Genomic DNA, 15,220 nt, shown 5'->3' on the forward strand with positions numbered 1-15,220 from the left:
AAATGAAGTATGATTTAAAGTATCTTAGTGTCCCTTTGCCTGAGGAAATTCAAAGGGTGAAAGAATTTGGCGATTTTGCAAGTGCGGATATTGCCATTGATTTTTGGTTGACAAAAGAACTTCCGCAGGCATTAAAAGAACGTTTGATAATTGAAAAAGATGTCATTAAAATGATGCGTATGAATGAGTATCCTCATAGCTTTGCAAAAGCTGATCAAATGATGAGAGACACTTTTCAGGATTATCAAACAGAGGAATTAATTCGTTTAAAAGAAACGGGTTTAGTGGACTGGGTTTATATTGATGGTGAACCGTATTTCCAACTTCGATTTTTGGCCAATTTAATTAAAACAAATGCGGCATATGTTGCACGTTTGCGGGAAGCAGAAAGCAATCAATTAGAAATTCTCCGCAAAAAAGAACTAAAAGAGAACATCGAACAAATGCAAAAAAACGGTGGTAGAAAAGTGAGAACAACAATTAAAGCCACCATTCAGGTGAAAAAAGAATTTGAGCGTCCAGGTGAGCGTGTTCGTGTCCATTTGCCGCTGCCCAAAGCGTGTCAACAACAATCAGAAATTGAAATCCTAGCTGCGTCACCTGAAGCAACCTATATTGCGGCAGAAGATGCGCCTCAACGAACACTGTGTTTTGAAACAATCTTAAAAGAAAATCAAACGTTTACAGTTGAATATTGTTATGTTAATCGGATGGTTTACCAACAGTTAGAAGAAAATAACGTAGACAAAATGCAACCAAGCTTTGATTTAGAGGAACAGTTACCGCATATTCGATTCACGCCTTATTTAAGAAATTTAGCAGATGAGATTGTGGGCGATGAAAGTAATCCCTTAAAAAAGGCACGCTTGATTTATGACTTTGTGACGACAAAGATTCATTATTCTTTCATGCGTGAATATTTTACAATTTCCAATATTTCAGAGTATGCTGCAACTAATTTAAAAGGTGACTGCGGCGTGCAAGCGATTTTGTTTATCACGCTTTGTCGGATTGCAGGGATACCAGCCAAATGGCAATCGGGATTATATGTTTCTACACATTATACAGGCTGTCATGATTGGGCACAATTTTATATAGAACCGTACGGCTGGCTCTTTGCGGATTTATCTTTTGGCGGAGGTGCTTACCGAGACGGGGATAGACAGCGGTGGAATCATTATTTCGGCAATTTAGATGTTTTTAGAATGGTCGCAAATAGTGAGATCCAGGCAGACTTTCAGCCGGCAAAAATGCAATTGCGTGCAGACCCAATTGACAACCAGCGGGGAGAATTTGAGTACGAAAATGAGGGCTTGCCCTACGCATGCTTGATAGTTTCGCAAGAACGGCTTTCCATGGAAGAGTTGCCGTTTGATTGACACATAGGGGGAATAGTATGAAAAAGTTAAAAATGATGGGGATTATGTTATTTGTTAGTACGGTCTTGGTAGGTTGTGGCACAACAGCAGAAACAAAAATAGACGAGAAAGCAACTGAGAAAACCAGTGTCTCGAAAAAAGTTTTAAATTTAATGGAGAACTCGGAAATCGGTTCAATGGATTCTATTTTTACACAAGATGAAGCCAGTATTAACGCACAGTCCAATGTTTTTGAAGGGTTATATCAATTAGATGAGAAGGATCAACTGATACCTGCTGCCGCTAAAGAGATGCCAGAAATTTCTGAAGATGGCAAACGATATACCATTAAACTAAGAGAAGATGGCCAGTGGTCTAATGGTGATGCTGTAACAGCCAATGATTTCGTTTTTGCTTGGCGTAAATTAGCGAATCCAAAAAACCAAGCCAATTACTTTTTCTTGTTAGAAGGAACGATTCTGAACGGAACAGCTATTACAAAAGAGGAAAAAGCACCAGAGGAATTGGGTGTCAAAGCGCTTGATGATTATACTTTAGAGGTTACTTTAGAAAAGCCTGTACCATATTTTACGTCCTTATTGGCATTTTCTCCATTTTTCCCACAAAACGAAGCATTCGTGAAAGAAAAAGGACAAGCCTATGGCACTTCTAGTGAAATGATTGTATCTAATGGTCCGTTTTTAATGAAAAATTGGGATCAGTCAGCGATGTCGTGGGATTTTGTGCGTAATCCCGACTATTACGATAAAGAAAAAGTAAAATCAGAAACGATTCATTTTGAAGTTCTTAAAGAAACCAATACCGTTTATAATTTGTACGAATCAGGTGAATTAGATGTGGCTGTCTTAACAGGAGATTTTGCTAAACAAAATCGAGACAACCCAGACTATGAAGCAATCGAACGGTCAAAAGTCTATTCCTTACGTTTAAACCAAAAAAGAAACGAAAAACCATCCATTTTTGCAAATGAGAATGTCCGCAAAGCTTTAGCTTATGCTTTGGATAAAAAAAGTTTAGTCGACAATATTTTAGCAGATGGTTCAAAAGAAATTTATGGGTACATTCCAGAAAAATTTGTATATAACCCAGAAACGAATGAAGATTTTCGTCAAGAAGCAGGCGCCCTTGTCAAAACAGACGCCAAAAAAGCCAAAGAGTATTTAGATAAAGCAAAAGCAGAGCTAAACGGAGATGTAGCCATTGAACTTCTTTCAAGAGATGGTGATAGTGACCGAAAAGTTGCTGAATTTATCCAAGGCCAGTTACAAGAAACGTTGCCAGGTCTTACTATTAATGTCAAAACAGTTCCTTTAAATAATGCGATTGAATTAATGAGAAAAGGGGATTATGAATTGTCTGTTGGCATGTGGGGACCCGATTATCAGGATCCAATGACTTTCTTAGAAAGCTCAGTTAGTGGTAACCGTATGAACTATTCTAGCCCAACGTTTGATCAACTAATTGAAGAAGCAACAACTAAATACGCAAATGATCCTGAAACTCGTTGGCAAACATTAATTAAAGCTGAAAAAGTATTGGTGGAAGAAGATGCCGCTTTAATTCCTTTATACCAAGAGGCCCGTAGTCAGCTTATACGACCAGGTGTCAAAGGCATTCAGTATCATAACTTCGGTGCAACGAGCACATATAAGTATGCCTATAAAGAATAAATTAGTGAACAAAAGTACCTTTAGCTGAAGGTACTTTTTTCCCGATAAGAGCTTCTTTTTTGTTAATAGTCAACAATTAATAAAAAAATAATTGAAAAAGGTTGACAAAAATAATGATACTCGTTAGAATAAGCACTGTTAACAAATGAATAGCGTTTTCATGTGACTAGATAATACTAGGCATGGAAGAATTTCGTAATACAATGTGGTGTACAATGGTTACGCAACATGTTTAACGGGATTGTTCTATGCTTTTTTTGTTGTTTTCACTGAAAATGTTAGAATTACTTCTGCAGAAGAGGGTCATTTATGAAAATTAAAAAGGTGCTAAATCAAAATGCTGTACTTGTTCTTGACGAAGGACAGGAGAAAGTAGCTGTCGGTAAAGGCGTCGGGTTTAATAAGACTAAAAATGATGTCTTATCTCGACAATTGGTGGAGCGGATGTTTGTGATGGAGCCAGAAGGACTGAAAAAACTTCAAGTATTGCTATCACAAATTGAAGACAAATACTTTTTAGCGAGTGAAGAAATTATCCAACATGCTGAAACGGTATTGGGTGAAAAGTTGAATGAACATATTAATATTGGGTTGAGTGATCACATTGCTTTTGCAGCTGAAAATATTCAAAATAATATTATTGTTCGGAACAAGCTTTTAAGTGAAATTGAGATTTTATATAGTGAAGAATTTGCTATTGCTCAATGGGCTGTAGAATATTTAACACAAACCTTAGAGATTCCATTTAGTTATGATGAAGCGGGATATATTGCAATTCATATCCATAGTGCTCGCAGCGGGCGTACTGATAATAGTAAAAGTATCCGTGAAGTTACAATCGTTTCTGAAATTATTCATTTAATCGAGCAGGAATTGGCTATTGATATTCATGATGATAAAAATAGTCTCAGTTATTCACGTTTGGTGAATCATTTACGTTTGTTTATTCATCGCTTCCAACAAAATCAATATGCTGTTTTAGATGAAGAAATTTTGGAAGTCGTAAAGAAAAAGTATGATGAAAGCTATGAAATCTCAAAAAAAGTACAAGTCTTATTAATGAGAAATTTTCATTATCAAGTACCAAATGAAGAACTTGGTTATTTATCGATTCACATTGAACGATTAAGAATGACCAAATAATAAAAATTAAATAGTTTATGTGAGGAGTTACGTATAATGAAAGCGTATATGCAAAGAATGGGACGTTCGTTAATGTTACCAGTTGCTGTATTACCGGCGGCTTCTTTATTAGTCGGTATTGCTAACTGGATCGTGGGAACAATCGGCGCTAGTCCAGCCACAACTTTTCTAATGAATGGTGGTTTGGCTATCTTAAACAACTTAGCATTATTATTTGCGGTTGGTTTAGCGTTAGGAATGTCAAAAGATAAAGATGGATCGGCAGCATTAGCTGGTTTAGTCGCTTATTTAGTGCCAAAAACTGTTTTAGCGCCTGCTTCTATCCAAGCCATTAAAGGCTTCAAGGATATTGCTGAAGTAAACCCAGCCTTCAACAGCATGGACAACAATGTCTTTGTCGGGATTGTCGCTGGTTTAGTTGCCGCGGCAATGTATAATCGTTTCTCTGGTGTGAAATTGCCAATGGCTTTATCATTCTTTAGTGGAAAACGTTTAGTTCCTATTATGTCAGCTATTTCGATGTTAGCAATCTCAGCTGTCTTATTCTTCTTCTGGCCAGTTGTTTATAACGGATTAGTTGCTTTTGGTAAAGGAATCTCTAGCTTAGGTTTCGTAGGAGCTGGCTTGTATGGTTTCTTCAACCGACTATTAATTCCAACAGGGTTACACCATGCCTTGAATTCTGTTTTCTGGTTTGATGTTGCTGGTATCAATGATATTGGGAACTTTTTAGCTGGTCAACAAGCGTTAGATACTGGTAAAGCAATTGTAGGACAAACAGGGATGTATCAAGCTGGTTTCTTCCCAGTAATGATGTTTGGTTTACCAGCAGGCGCTTTTGCTATTTATCAATGTGCACGTCCTGAGAAGAAAAAAGTTACAGCTTCATTAATGTTAGCTGCTGGTTTTGCGGCTTTCTTTACAGGCGTTACTGAACCTTTAGAATTCTCATTTATGTTCGTTGCTTGGCCTTTATATGTTTTGCATGCAGTCTTTACAGGTATTTCTTTAGCATTCGCTGCGTTTATGCATTGGACAGCTGGCTTTGCCTTTAGTGCAGGTTTTGTAGACTTCTTCTTAAGTTTGAAAAACCCAGTCGCAAATCACCCAATGATGTTGGTGGTTCAAGGACTTGTCTTTGCAGCAATTTACTACTTCGGTTTCCGTTTTGCAATCACTAAGTTTAACTTAATGACACCAGGACGCGAAGAAGGCGATGGCGAAGAAACACCAGATGTTGCAGACGGCGACAACAAATTCGCTTCTCTAGCTCGTCGTATTTATGATGGTTTAGGCGCTGATGCTAATGTAACTTCTATTGATAACTGTACAACTCGTTTACGCTTAACAGTGAAAGATACAGGCAAAGTGGATCAAGCAAAAATTAAAGCAACTGGGGTTCCTGGTGTGAAAGTCATTGATGACACCAATATCCAAGTGATCGTTGGTACGGAAGTACAATTTGTTGCTGACGAAATGCAACGATTATATAACCACCAAGCGCCAGCAACACCAGTCAAAGAAACACCCGTTTCTCAACCAGTTGTTGAAGAAAAAGCACCAGTTTCAACAAAAGAAACTGAATTATATTCTGTAGCGAATGGGAAAGTTATTCCTATTTCTGAAGTACCAGATGATGTTTTCTCAGCAAAAATGATGGGTGACGGTTTTGCTGTCGTACCAACAGACGGCGAAGTTTCAACACCCGTTGCTGGTAAAATTACTAGCATTTTCCCAACAAAACATGCGTTAGGTATCCAAACAGATTCAGGCATTGAAGTATTATTACACATGGGTCTAGATACTGTTGAGTTACAAGGTGGACCATTTACATTACATGTTGAAGAAGGCCAAGTTGTAAAACAAGGCGATAAAATTGCAACCATTGATTTAGCGGCATTAGAACAAGCTGGCAAAAAATCAGATTTAATTGTTGTTTTCACAAATCAAGATATTGTTGCTCAATACGATTTACAAAAAGCAGGTCAAACGACTTCAATGAATGATGTAATCGGAAATGTTACCGTAAAATAAAAGTAAAAAAGGGCTAGCCGCAAGGCAGCCCTTTTTTTGATGAAATTCGATAAAATTACTTGTTATTCTATTCTAGGTGAAAACGTTCAATCTTGCGAAGTTACGGTTTGTTCACAAAAAAGTTACTTTTATTAAATAAAACTAAAGAAGTAACAAAAACTTCGCTTTTTTCAGTTATTTCAAGTAACATAGAACGTATCTTAAAAGAAAAAGTTTGGATGATTCGATGCGTAGAGTAAGAAAAATAATTTATAAAATCATGCTACTTTTGTTTGTTGGTTTAGTTGCTGGTCTTGGCTATCTTGGCTATAAAATACATCAAAATGTTGAAACGGTAATGACCTTTGAAAAACAAGTAGAAGCAGAAGTCAAAAAAAATAAAATACCTGAATACAAAACATTAGCTTTAGCGATTATCTATACAGAATCTAAAGGGAAATCTGGCGATATTATGCAGAGCAGTGAAAGTGTTTATGGACAACAAGAAGTGATTGAAACACCAGAGGAAAGTATCGCACATGGGGTCAAATTTCTCGCGGAAGCGTTAGCGAAAGCAAAAGAAGCTGGCTGTGATGAATGGACAGGCGTACAAGCATATAATTATGGACTGGATTATATTCAGTTTGTTAAAGAACGCGGCGGGAAACACACGACAGAATTAGCAGAAGAATATTCAAGAGAAGTCCTTTCACCGTTGTTAGGGAATGACCAAAATACGAAATATCGTTATTATCGTTGGCAAGCGTTAGTTTACAATGGTGGTTACCTTTATCAAAATGGTGGCAATATGTTCTATGCGGAAATTGTCAAAATGAATCGTTGGTTTATTGAAAAGTTAAATTAAAACGAGAAAAGTCTAAAGAATTCTTTCAACTTACAGGAATTTTTTAGGCTTTTCTTGCAGTTTCATGAAAATGCAAGTAAACTAGAAGGGATGTAACTGATTAATTGAAAAGGTAGGGAAAGAGCTGGATGTTGAATAAAGTCGACCTGAAAAAAGGGTTAAGTACAGAAGAAGTTGCCAAGCAGAAAGAGTTAGGCCTTCAAAATAATTATGAGGAAAATGTAGCGAAATCTACAAAAGATATTATTTTTGATAACGTCATGACGTTATTCAACTTTTTAAACTTTGCAATCGCTGTTTGTTTACTATTTGTCGGAGCGTATTCCAATCTGGCTTTCTTAGCGATTATTATTGTGAACATGTCAATCGGGATTTTCCAAGAAATTCATGCCCGTAATTTAGTTCAAAAATTATCTATTGTGGCAAAAGAAAATGTTCATGTTGTTCGAAATGGTGTACAACAAGAAATTGATACAAAAGAACTAGTTATGGAAGATATTGTTATTATCTCTGCAGGGGAACAAGTTCCTTCTGATATGGAAGTTATTGACGGTAAAGTCGAAGCGAATGAAGCGTTGTTAACAGGTGAATCAGATTTAATTGAAAAGGAAATCGGCGATACCTTGCTTTCTGGAAGTTTCATTGTTAGCGGACAAGCCTATGCCCGTGTTATCCACGTTGGTGCCGAAAACTATGCTGTGAAAATCACCCAAGAAGCTAAAGTGCATAAACCAATTCAATCAGAGTTAGTCAATTCGATTCGTAAAGTCTCTAAATTTACAAGTTGGGTGATTATTCCTCTAGGGATTATTTTATTTGTTGAAGCTTTTTGGCTAAGAGATGCTGGCATTAAAACATCTGTTGTTGCTTCTGCAGCTGCTTTGTTAGGGATGTTACCAAAAGGATTAGTACTATTAATTAGTATTGCGCTGACAACAGGTGTCATTAAGTTAGCCAAAAAACGTATTCTAGTACAAGATATGTACTCAATTGAAACATTGGCCCATGTGGACACTTTGTGTTTAGATAAAACTGGAACGATTACAGAAGGTAAAATGAAAGTGCAAAAGGCGATTATCTTGCATGACAAATATGAAGAACTCTTCCCGCAGATTATCGGAAGCTACCTATCTGAAAGTACAGATAATAATATTACAATGCAAGCAATTCGTGATCATTATGAAGTATCCAATCGATTTGGCGCAAAAGAAGTCTTGGCTTTTTCTTCTGAACGAAAATGGGGAGCTATTGAATTTCCAGAAATTGGGACGGTTTATTTAGGGGCTCCTGAGCGTTTGGTAGACGATAGTCGGTTGCCGGAAGCTGTTTTTACAGCACAAGAGAATGGGTATCGCGTCTTGATGTTAGCTATTGCGGAGCAACAACCGTTAAACGAAACAAAAATGCCTTATTTAGAGCCATTAGCGATTCTAGAAATTGATGATCCAATTCGCCAAAATGCCAAAGAAACACTGGCTTATCTAAAAGAAGAAGGAATCGACTTAAAAGTAATTTCTGGTGATAATCCGGTAACTGTTTCAAATATTGCTCGTCGTGCTGGGCTACCCGGTTATGAGTCTTATATTGATTTGTCGACCAAAACGACAGAAGCAGAAGTGCGAGAAGCGGTTCAGCAATACACAGTGTTCGGACGTGTATCGCCTCAGCAAAAACGAACCATTGTGCGTGAGTTGAAAGACACAGAGCATGTGGTGGCGATGACCGGCGATGGCGTCAACGATGTTTTAGCGTTACGAGAAGCGGATTGTAGTATCGCCATGGCAGAAGGAGATGGCGCTACTCGGCAAATTTCTAATCTAGTTTTGCTAGATTCTGATTTTACAACGTTACCAGATGTCTTGTTTGAAGGACGACGTGTGGTAAATAATGTAACCCGAGTTTCCAGCGTTTTCTTCATTAAAACGATTTATTCGTTTATTCTCTCAATCATTTGTGCCTTAACAGCCATTGCGTTCCCGTTCATTCCGATTCAAGTGACCTTGATTGATTTAGCAATTGAAGGATATCCAGCCTTCTTCTTATCTTTCGAAGGGGACAAACGAAAAGTTGTCGGGAAGTTTTTACCAACGGCTTTGAAAAATGCGTCTGTTAATGCGCTTTTAGTTGTAGCGAATATCATTGCTGTTTATCTGATTGGACAAAATCAAGGATTTTCTTCTTTAGACACCACGACGTTAATGTATTATTTATTAGTTGGAATTAGCTGTATGGCTGTTGTTCGAGCATGTCTGCCTTTAAATCCATTACGCATTTTCTTGGTTTTCAGTACCATTATTGGTATTTATGTAGCAGCTATGTTATTCCACAACATTTTAGAAATTGGTTTCTTAACTTCGCAAACAATGGGTCTCTTCTTTATTATGATGGCCATTAATATTGTGGTGCGTGTAGCAATTGGTTTCGTACAAATGAAACGTGCTGGAAAAACAATTAAAGATTTATAAAAAGCAGAGGTTGATCTAAAAGCATTCGTCTCCAGAAATGCAGTTCTTCTTTAAATCTTGAAGGAAGTCGGAGCAAGCTTGATGTTTAACTGATTATTTTAAGAGTTAGTGTCTGGGGCAGGAGTCAGGATGACTTTTGTCCTAGATACTTTCTTTTTTTGTTGAGTTGAAACAAGATACTTGAAAAACAGAGATTATGTGATACAATAAATCATGTGTAAATGTGTCCATTGGAATTCGCACTGAAATGACAGTGCGTTTTTTAAACGGTCAATCACATGAGTTAGCACAATGCTATTCTTAGGAGGTGAGGACAATGGCACAACGCATTCCTCAGGAAGTCATTGAGGAAGTTCGTCACCGAACGAATATAGTAGATATTATTGGGCAGTATGTCCAGTTAAAAAAATCCGGTAAAAATTATATGGGTTTATGTCCGTTTCACGAAGAACGTTCCCCTTCATTTTCAGTAGCAGAAGACAAACAAATTTTTCACTGTTTTGGCTGCGGGAAAGGTGGAACTGTTTTTAATTTCTTGCAAGAAATTGAAGGCATTAGTTTTCCAGAATCCGTGAAACGTGTTGCAGATTTGGAACATTTATCTGTGGACTTTGATTGGTCAGAGCCGCGTGAAGTAGCGGATACCCCAGAAAACCAACAAAAACGGAGTTTGTTACAACTGCATAGTAAAGCCGCAGAACTTTACCATCATATTTTAGTGAATACTAAAATTGGCGAACCCGCATTAAACTATTTATTAGAGCGGGGATTAACACAAGAACTAATTGAGACCTTTCAAATTGGATTTGCGCCGCAAAAACGTGATTTCTTAAGTCAAGTTTTTAAAAATGAACAACTGGATGAAACGCTTTTTGAGCCTTCTGGGCTGTTTGTCCAAAGAGATAACGGTACGTTTTTGGATCGTTTCTATCAACGAATCATGTTTCCAATTAATGATCCCCAAGGCAATGTCATCGCCTTTTCTGGTCGCTTGTTAAAAACAGCTGATTTTCCAGGGGATGAGATGCCTAAATACTTGAATAGTCCTGAAACAACACTTTTTAATAAGCGAGAAACGCTGTTTAACTTTGATAAAGCCAGAAAAGAAATTCGTAAAGAAAATACAGTCTTGCTTTTTGAAGGATTCATGGATGTTATCGCTGCTTGGCAATCAGGCGTAAAAAGTGGCGTGGCTTCAATGGGGACTAGTTTGACCAATGAACAAATTCGGCGTTTGGAACGGGTCGCTAAGGAAGTAGTTATTTGTTACGATGGCGATAATGCCGGTGTTAAAGCCACAAACCGCGCGATTCAATTATTGCAAGAAAACAGTCATTTTGACTTGAGTATTGTCAGCATCCCTGAAAAGCTGGATCCTGATGAATATGTGCGGAAATATGGCGCAGAAGCTTTTCAAAATTTAGCCAATCATGGCCGAGAAACAGTTTTTAGTTTTAAAATGAATTATCATCGGTTAACTAGAAACATGAATAACGAAAAAGAACAATTGGATTATGTGAACGAATTGTTACGGGAGTTAACCAATGTTCAATCTCCCTTGGAACGTGATCGTTATTTAAACCAAATTGCTCAGGAATTTCAACTTTCTGTTCATAGTTTAGAAGAACAATTCAATCAATTGAAGCAAGAGCAACGTTCAGTCCAACGGCAAGAAAGGCAACAATTTTATCAAGATGAAATGATGCCACCACCAATGGAAGAACCTGTTTTTGAAGAGAATCACGTCCAGAACAAGTTACCGTTAACACAAGTTCAAAAAGCAGAACGTTCTTTATTATTTCGTTTAATGAATGAACAAGGAGTACGGCAAACCGTTCAACAATTGCCAGATTTTTCGTTCGCTCATGATGAATACCAAGAATTATATTTCTTGCTAGAAAGTTATGCGACACTGCATCAAAGTTTCGACATTGCCGATTTTATTAATTTCTTGCAAGATAATCAAACCAAACAATTAGCAATTGAAATTGCGTATCAGAATTTATCGGAAGAAAGCTCTGAGCGAGAAGTTGCCGATTTATTACATGTAATTGCCTTATCAAGTATTGCAGAGGCAATTGAGCAGAAAAAGATTCAACAGCAAGAAGCAAAACGAGTGGGCAACCAACAGCTTGAAGCCGAATTAACAATGGAGATTATCCAATTGGCTCGACAGCTTAAAGCTCAACGAACATTTACTTAAGCAATATAATGAATAGAACTAAGCGTTTTGTTCATTTTATTTTGATAAGTCCCAGTGATTTATCAGTTATTTCAAGCGTGAACCGAAAAATGAAGGGGGCCTTCTTTCATGGAAAAAGAAACAAGTAAAAAATATGAAGCTGCAGTGGCAGCATTTATCAAAGAAAACAAGCCTAAAGGAACAGTGGTTTATGATGATTTAGCGAATCAATTAGCCACACCGTATACTTTGGATGCAGAAGCTATGGAAAAATTGATCCAAAAAGTTGAAGATGCTGGTATCAGCGTGGTCGATGAAAATGGAGACCCAAGTGAACATAGCTTGAAAAAAGATGAAAAAGAAGCGGAAAAGGCCCAAGCAGAAGACTTATCTGCGCCAACAGGTGTTAAAATTAATGATCCCGTGCGTATGTACCTAAAAGAAATTGGGCGCGTTCAATTATTAACTGCCGCAGAAGAAGTTGAATTGGCACTTAAAATTGAAGAAGGCGATCAAGAAGCAAAACAACGTTTAGCAGAAGCCAACTTACGTTTGGTTGTTTCAATTGCCAAACGATATGTAGGTCGTGGTATGCAATTCTTGGATTTAATTCAAGAAGGTAATATGGGCTTAATGAAAGCTGTTGAAAAATTTGACTACCGTAAAGGGTTCAAATTCTCTACGTATGCTACTTGGTGGATTCGTCAAGCGATTACGCGGGCAATTGCGGACCAAGCTAGAACGATTCGAATTCCTGTTCACATGGTTGAGACAATCAATAAATTGATTCGGATTCAACGCCAACTATTGCAAGATTTAGGTAGAGAACCAACGCCAGAAGAAATTGGTGCGGAAATGGATTTACCAACAGAAAAAGTTCGTGAAATCCTAAAAATCGCACAAGAGCCAGTCTCTTTAGAAACACCAATTGGTGAAGAAGATGATTCACATTTAGGTGATTTCATTGAAGACCAAGATGCTACCAGTCCTGCTGAACATGCAGCTTATGAATTGTTAAAAGAACAACTAGAAGATGTTCTGGATACTTTAACAGACCGTGAAGAAAATGTTTTACGTTTACGTTTTGGTTTAGATGATGGTCGGACACGTACGCTAGAAGAAGTCGGAAAAGTTTTCGGTGTCACTCGCGAACGTATTCGTCAAATTGAAGCAAAAGCGTTGAGAAAACTAAGACATCCTTCTCGTTCAAAACAATTAAAAGACTTTTTAGAATAAACATACCGTTTAGCGGCTCTTTTCGTGCATGCGAGAAGAGCCGCTTTTGTTTTTTAAAAAGTCTCTAAATGTCATTGCTAGTTATTGGAAGAAGGCGCAAGTTGTGGTAAATTAGAAGTAATGGAATATTAGCAGAATGTGAGGCGGAAGAATGACAAAGAAATGTCCGAAGTGTGGGAACGAATTCGATGCAGAATTAACGACCTGCCCAACATGTGGCTATTCACTAACTGACACAACAGTTGATAAAGAAGAAGCGGAAACGACTTCAACAAATATAGATTTTAAAACACAGGAAAATGAACAACATGAAGATCAATTAAATGAGAATATTGAATGGTCTGAGTTAAAAGATATGAGCTTAGGCCATGTGATGGAACTGTTTGGCGAATCACCAGAAGAAGAAAGTAATGATGACAAAAAAGAAGAGTCGACAGAAGATAACTTAATAGTCTCTGATTCAGAGGATGTTTCTGGTCTAGAAGCATCGCTTCAAGAAGGGGCTAGTGAGGAGACTCATGATTCGGTGGAGGAAACGATACCAGCGACAGAAGCGACGCCTACTCATTCAACAGAAGAAAAACTAGCAACGGACGAAGCAGTTAATTTAGAGGAAACAACAGAAGAAACAACTACTGTTGAAGAAGAAACAGCTGAGGTATCTGAGACAGTGAAATCAGAAGAGGAAGCTTTAACAGAGATTTCAGGAACTGAAGTTATCTCTACTACTTCTGAAGAAGAAATTTTTTCACAACCACCGATAGAAGATCAAGATGTAACACCAAACGAAACTTTGCAAGCTTATATTCAAGCGCATCGAGCAGATACAGAAATGTCTGAAAATCCATTAGAAGAAACAGCAGAGACCCAAGAGTTAGAAAACAGCGGTGAGGCAGTATTAACCCAAGCCGAAACACCAACTGAATCCATTTCAGATTCTGAAGAAGGGCTAACAAGTGCAGCGTCGCTAGAGGAACCGAGCGAAGCTGATACAACCGAGGAAAAAGTTTCAGATTCAGGTGTGATACCACCGATGAATGAAACTGGGAATACTCAACCAGCGCCTGCTCCGAAGAAACCATCAAAAAAAGTGGCTTTTGTTGCGCTTGCGGTTGTTTTATTAGCTGGAGGTAGTGCTTGGGCGTATCATGATCAAACGCAAAAAGCTGCCGCGCAAGAGGCGGCGGCACTAACCAAGAAAACAGATACACTGAAAGATGAACTAGCAGCCTTTTATACCACGAAGGAGCAAGTTTTTATTAAACCAGATATGGTGACTGTTAGTCCAGAAAAACTCTCAAAACAAGTCGCGGAAATTAAAGATTCAGAAGAGTATTCTCAATTAAATAAACAAATTCAAACATTGAAAGAGAAGCAACAAACCATTCAACAAATCAACCAATTATTTGAGGCGCCGATTGTCAATGGCAATGAGTTGAAACCGGCGATTCTAGCTGCTGATCAACCAATTTCCGTAAAGAAATTAACAGGAAATAATCCATTTGACCAATTGATGAACCAAGCAATCGATCAAGCGAACCAACAATACAACCAATTACAAAAAGCTAAAAAAGCAGTCGAGGTCATTTATAAAGATGGAAAAACTACCAATCAGCTGAATCGAGACACGTATCAAGCTGCTAAGGCAGAAGTAGATAAAGTAATAAGTGATAAGCTGAAAAAAGAACTGGTCAAACAAGTCAAGACAGCTGACCAAGCGTTAACCAAGGTTGAAGAAGAACAGAAAAGAATTGCAGAAGAACAAGCTGCCGCAGAGCAAGCAAAACAAGCAGAAGAACAAGCGAAACAAGCTGCTGCCGCGAAAAAAGAGAACGCTAAGAAGGAAGAAACAGCAAAAACAGAAGCGAATGGCTACACGGCACCGAACAGTGACGGGGTGTACACTAGTCCGCTTTATGCGCCAGATGCTGCCGATATCGCTGATAGTAGCAATCCAGCGTGGACATGGGCACCAGGTGTGAAAGAAAAAGTCTTAGACACAGTGATTGCTCGTGGCTATGTGGTTCCTGGTGGATATTCTTTAGAACCTGCCAAAATTGTGAATGGCGAAGGTTACTACAATCTTTATGCAACAAACAATCAATCAAAATTATTAGAAGGCACTACAGAGAAAAATGTTCACATGTATTTAGTTACAATCAATGCTAAAACAGGTTGGTTCAAAGGGAACGCTTCTCGTAATGCAGGGCAATAAAAGAAAATAGAAACAATCGAACAAAAGCGGAAATCTTTTGTTCGATTGATTT

The 15,220-nt window shown here is 37.9% G+C and carries 9 protein-coding genes; all 9 read left to right on the forward strand.

Translation table 11 applies throughout. From position 1 onward, the window contains the following. Nucleotides 1-2 precede the first annotated feature (2 nt). Nucleotides 3-1,379, forward strand: coding sequence for a transglutaminase-like domain-containing protein (locus IGJ90_RS06580; RefSeq protein WP_002366658.1), 1,377 nt, complete (start codon nt 3-5; stop codon nt 1,377-1,379). A gap of 17 nt (nt 1,380-1,396) precedes the next feature. Continuing rightward, the gene (locus IGJ90_RS06585; RefSeq protein ID WP_438767825.1) at nt 1,397-3,049 is read left to right on the forward strand and encodes a peptide ABC transporter substrate-binding protein; all 1,653 of its coding nucleotides are present in this window, start codon (nt 1,397-1,399) and stop codon (nt 3,047-3,049) included. A 309-nt stretch (nt 3,050-3,358) separates the two neighbouring features. Continuing rightward, nucleotides 3,359-4,192 carry a PRD domain-containing protein gene (locus tag IGJ90_RS06590; RefSeq protein WP_438767827.1) on the forward strand — a complete coding sequence of 278 codons (834 nt, stop codon included), beginning with the start codon at nt 3,359-3,361 and terminating at the stop codon, nt 4,190-4,192. Nucleotides 4,193-4,228: 36 nt separating this feature from the next. Next, nucleotides 4,229-6,226, forward strand: a complete 1,998-nt coding sequence (gene nagE, locus IGJ90_RS06595) for an N-acetylglucosamine-specific PTS transporter subunit IIBC (RefSeq protein ID WP_262120421.1) — start codon at nt 4,229-4,231, stop codon at nt 6,224-6,226. Nucleotides 6,227-6,452: 226 nt separating this feature from the next. After that, a complete protein-coding gene (locus tag IGJ90_RS06600; protein WP_002357646.1) occupies nt 6,453-7,070 on the forward strand; it encodes a lysozyme family protein in 618 nt (205 codons plus the stop codon). A 128-nt stretch (nt 7,071-7,198) separates the two neighbouring features. Next, a complete protein-coding gene (locus IGJ90_RS06605) occupies nt 7,199-9,535 on the forward strand; it encodes a cation-translocating P-type ATPase (RefSeq protein WP_002366662.1) in 2,337 nt (778 codons plus the stop codon). A 316-nt stretch (nt 9,536-9,851) separates the two neighbouring features. Beyond that, the gene (gene dnaG / locus IGJ90_RS06610) at nt 9,852-11,738 is read left to right on the forward strand and encodes a DNA primase (RefSeq protein ID WP_002366663.1); all 1,887 of its coding nucleotides are present in this window, start codon (nt 9,852-9,854) and stop codon (nt 11,736-11,738) included. 108 nt (nt 11,739-11,846) lie between these two features. Beyond that, the gene (gene rpoD / locus IGJ90_RS06615) at nt 11,847-12,953 is read left to right on the forward strand and encodes an RNA polymerase sigma factor RpoD (protein ID WP_002360364.1); all 1,107 of its coding nucleotides are present in this window, start codon (nt 11,847-11,849) and stop codon (nt 12,951-12,953) included. Nucleotides 12,954-13,104: 151 nt separating this feature from the next. Beyond that, on the forward strand, nt 13,105-15,168 hold the full coding sequence (locus IGJ90_RS06620) for a cell division site-positioning protein MapZ family protein (protein WP_438767830.1): 2,064 nt from the start codon (nt 13,105-13,107) through the stop codon (nt 15,166-15,168). Nucleotides 15,169-15,220 lie beyond the last annotated feature (52 nt).

Origin of the sequence: Enterococcus sp. AZ129 (genome assembly GCF_051714505.1) — a bacterium.
GTDB lineage: Bacteria > Bacillota > Bacilli > Lactobacillales > Enterococcaceae > Enterococcus > Enterococcus faecalis.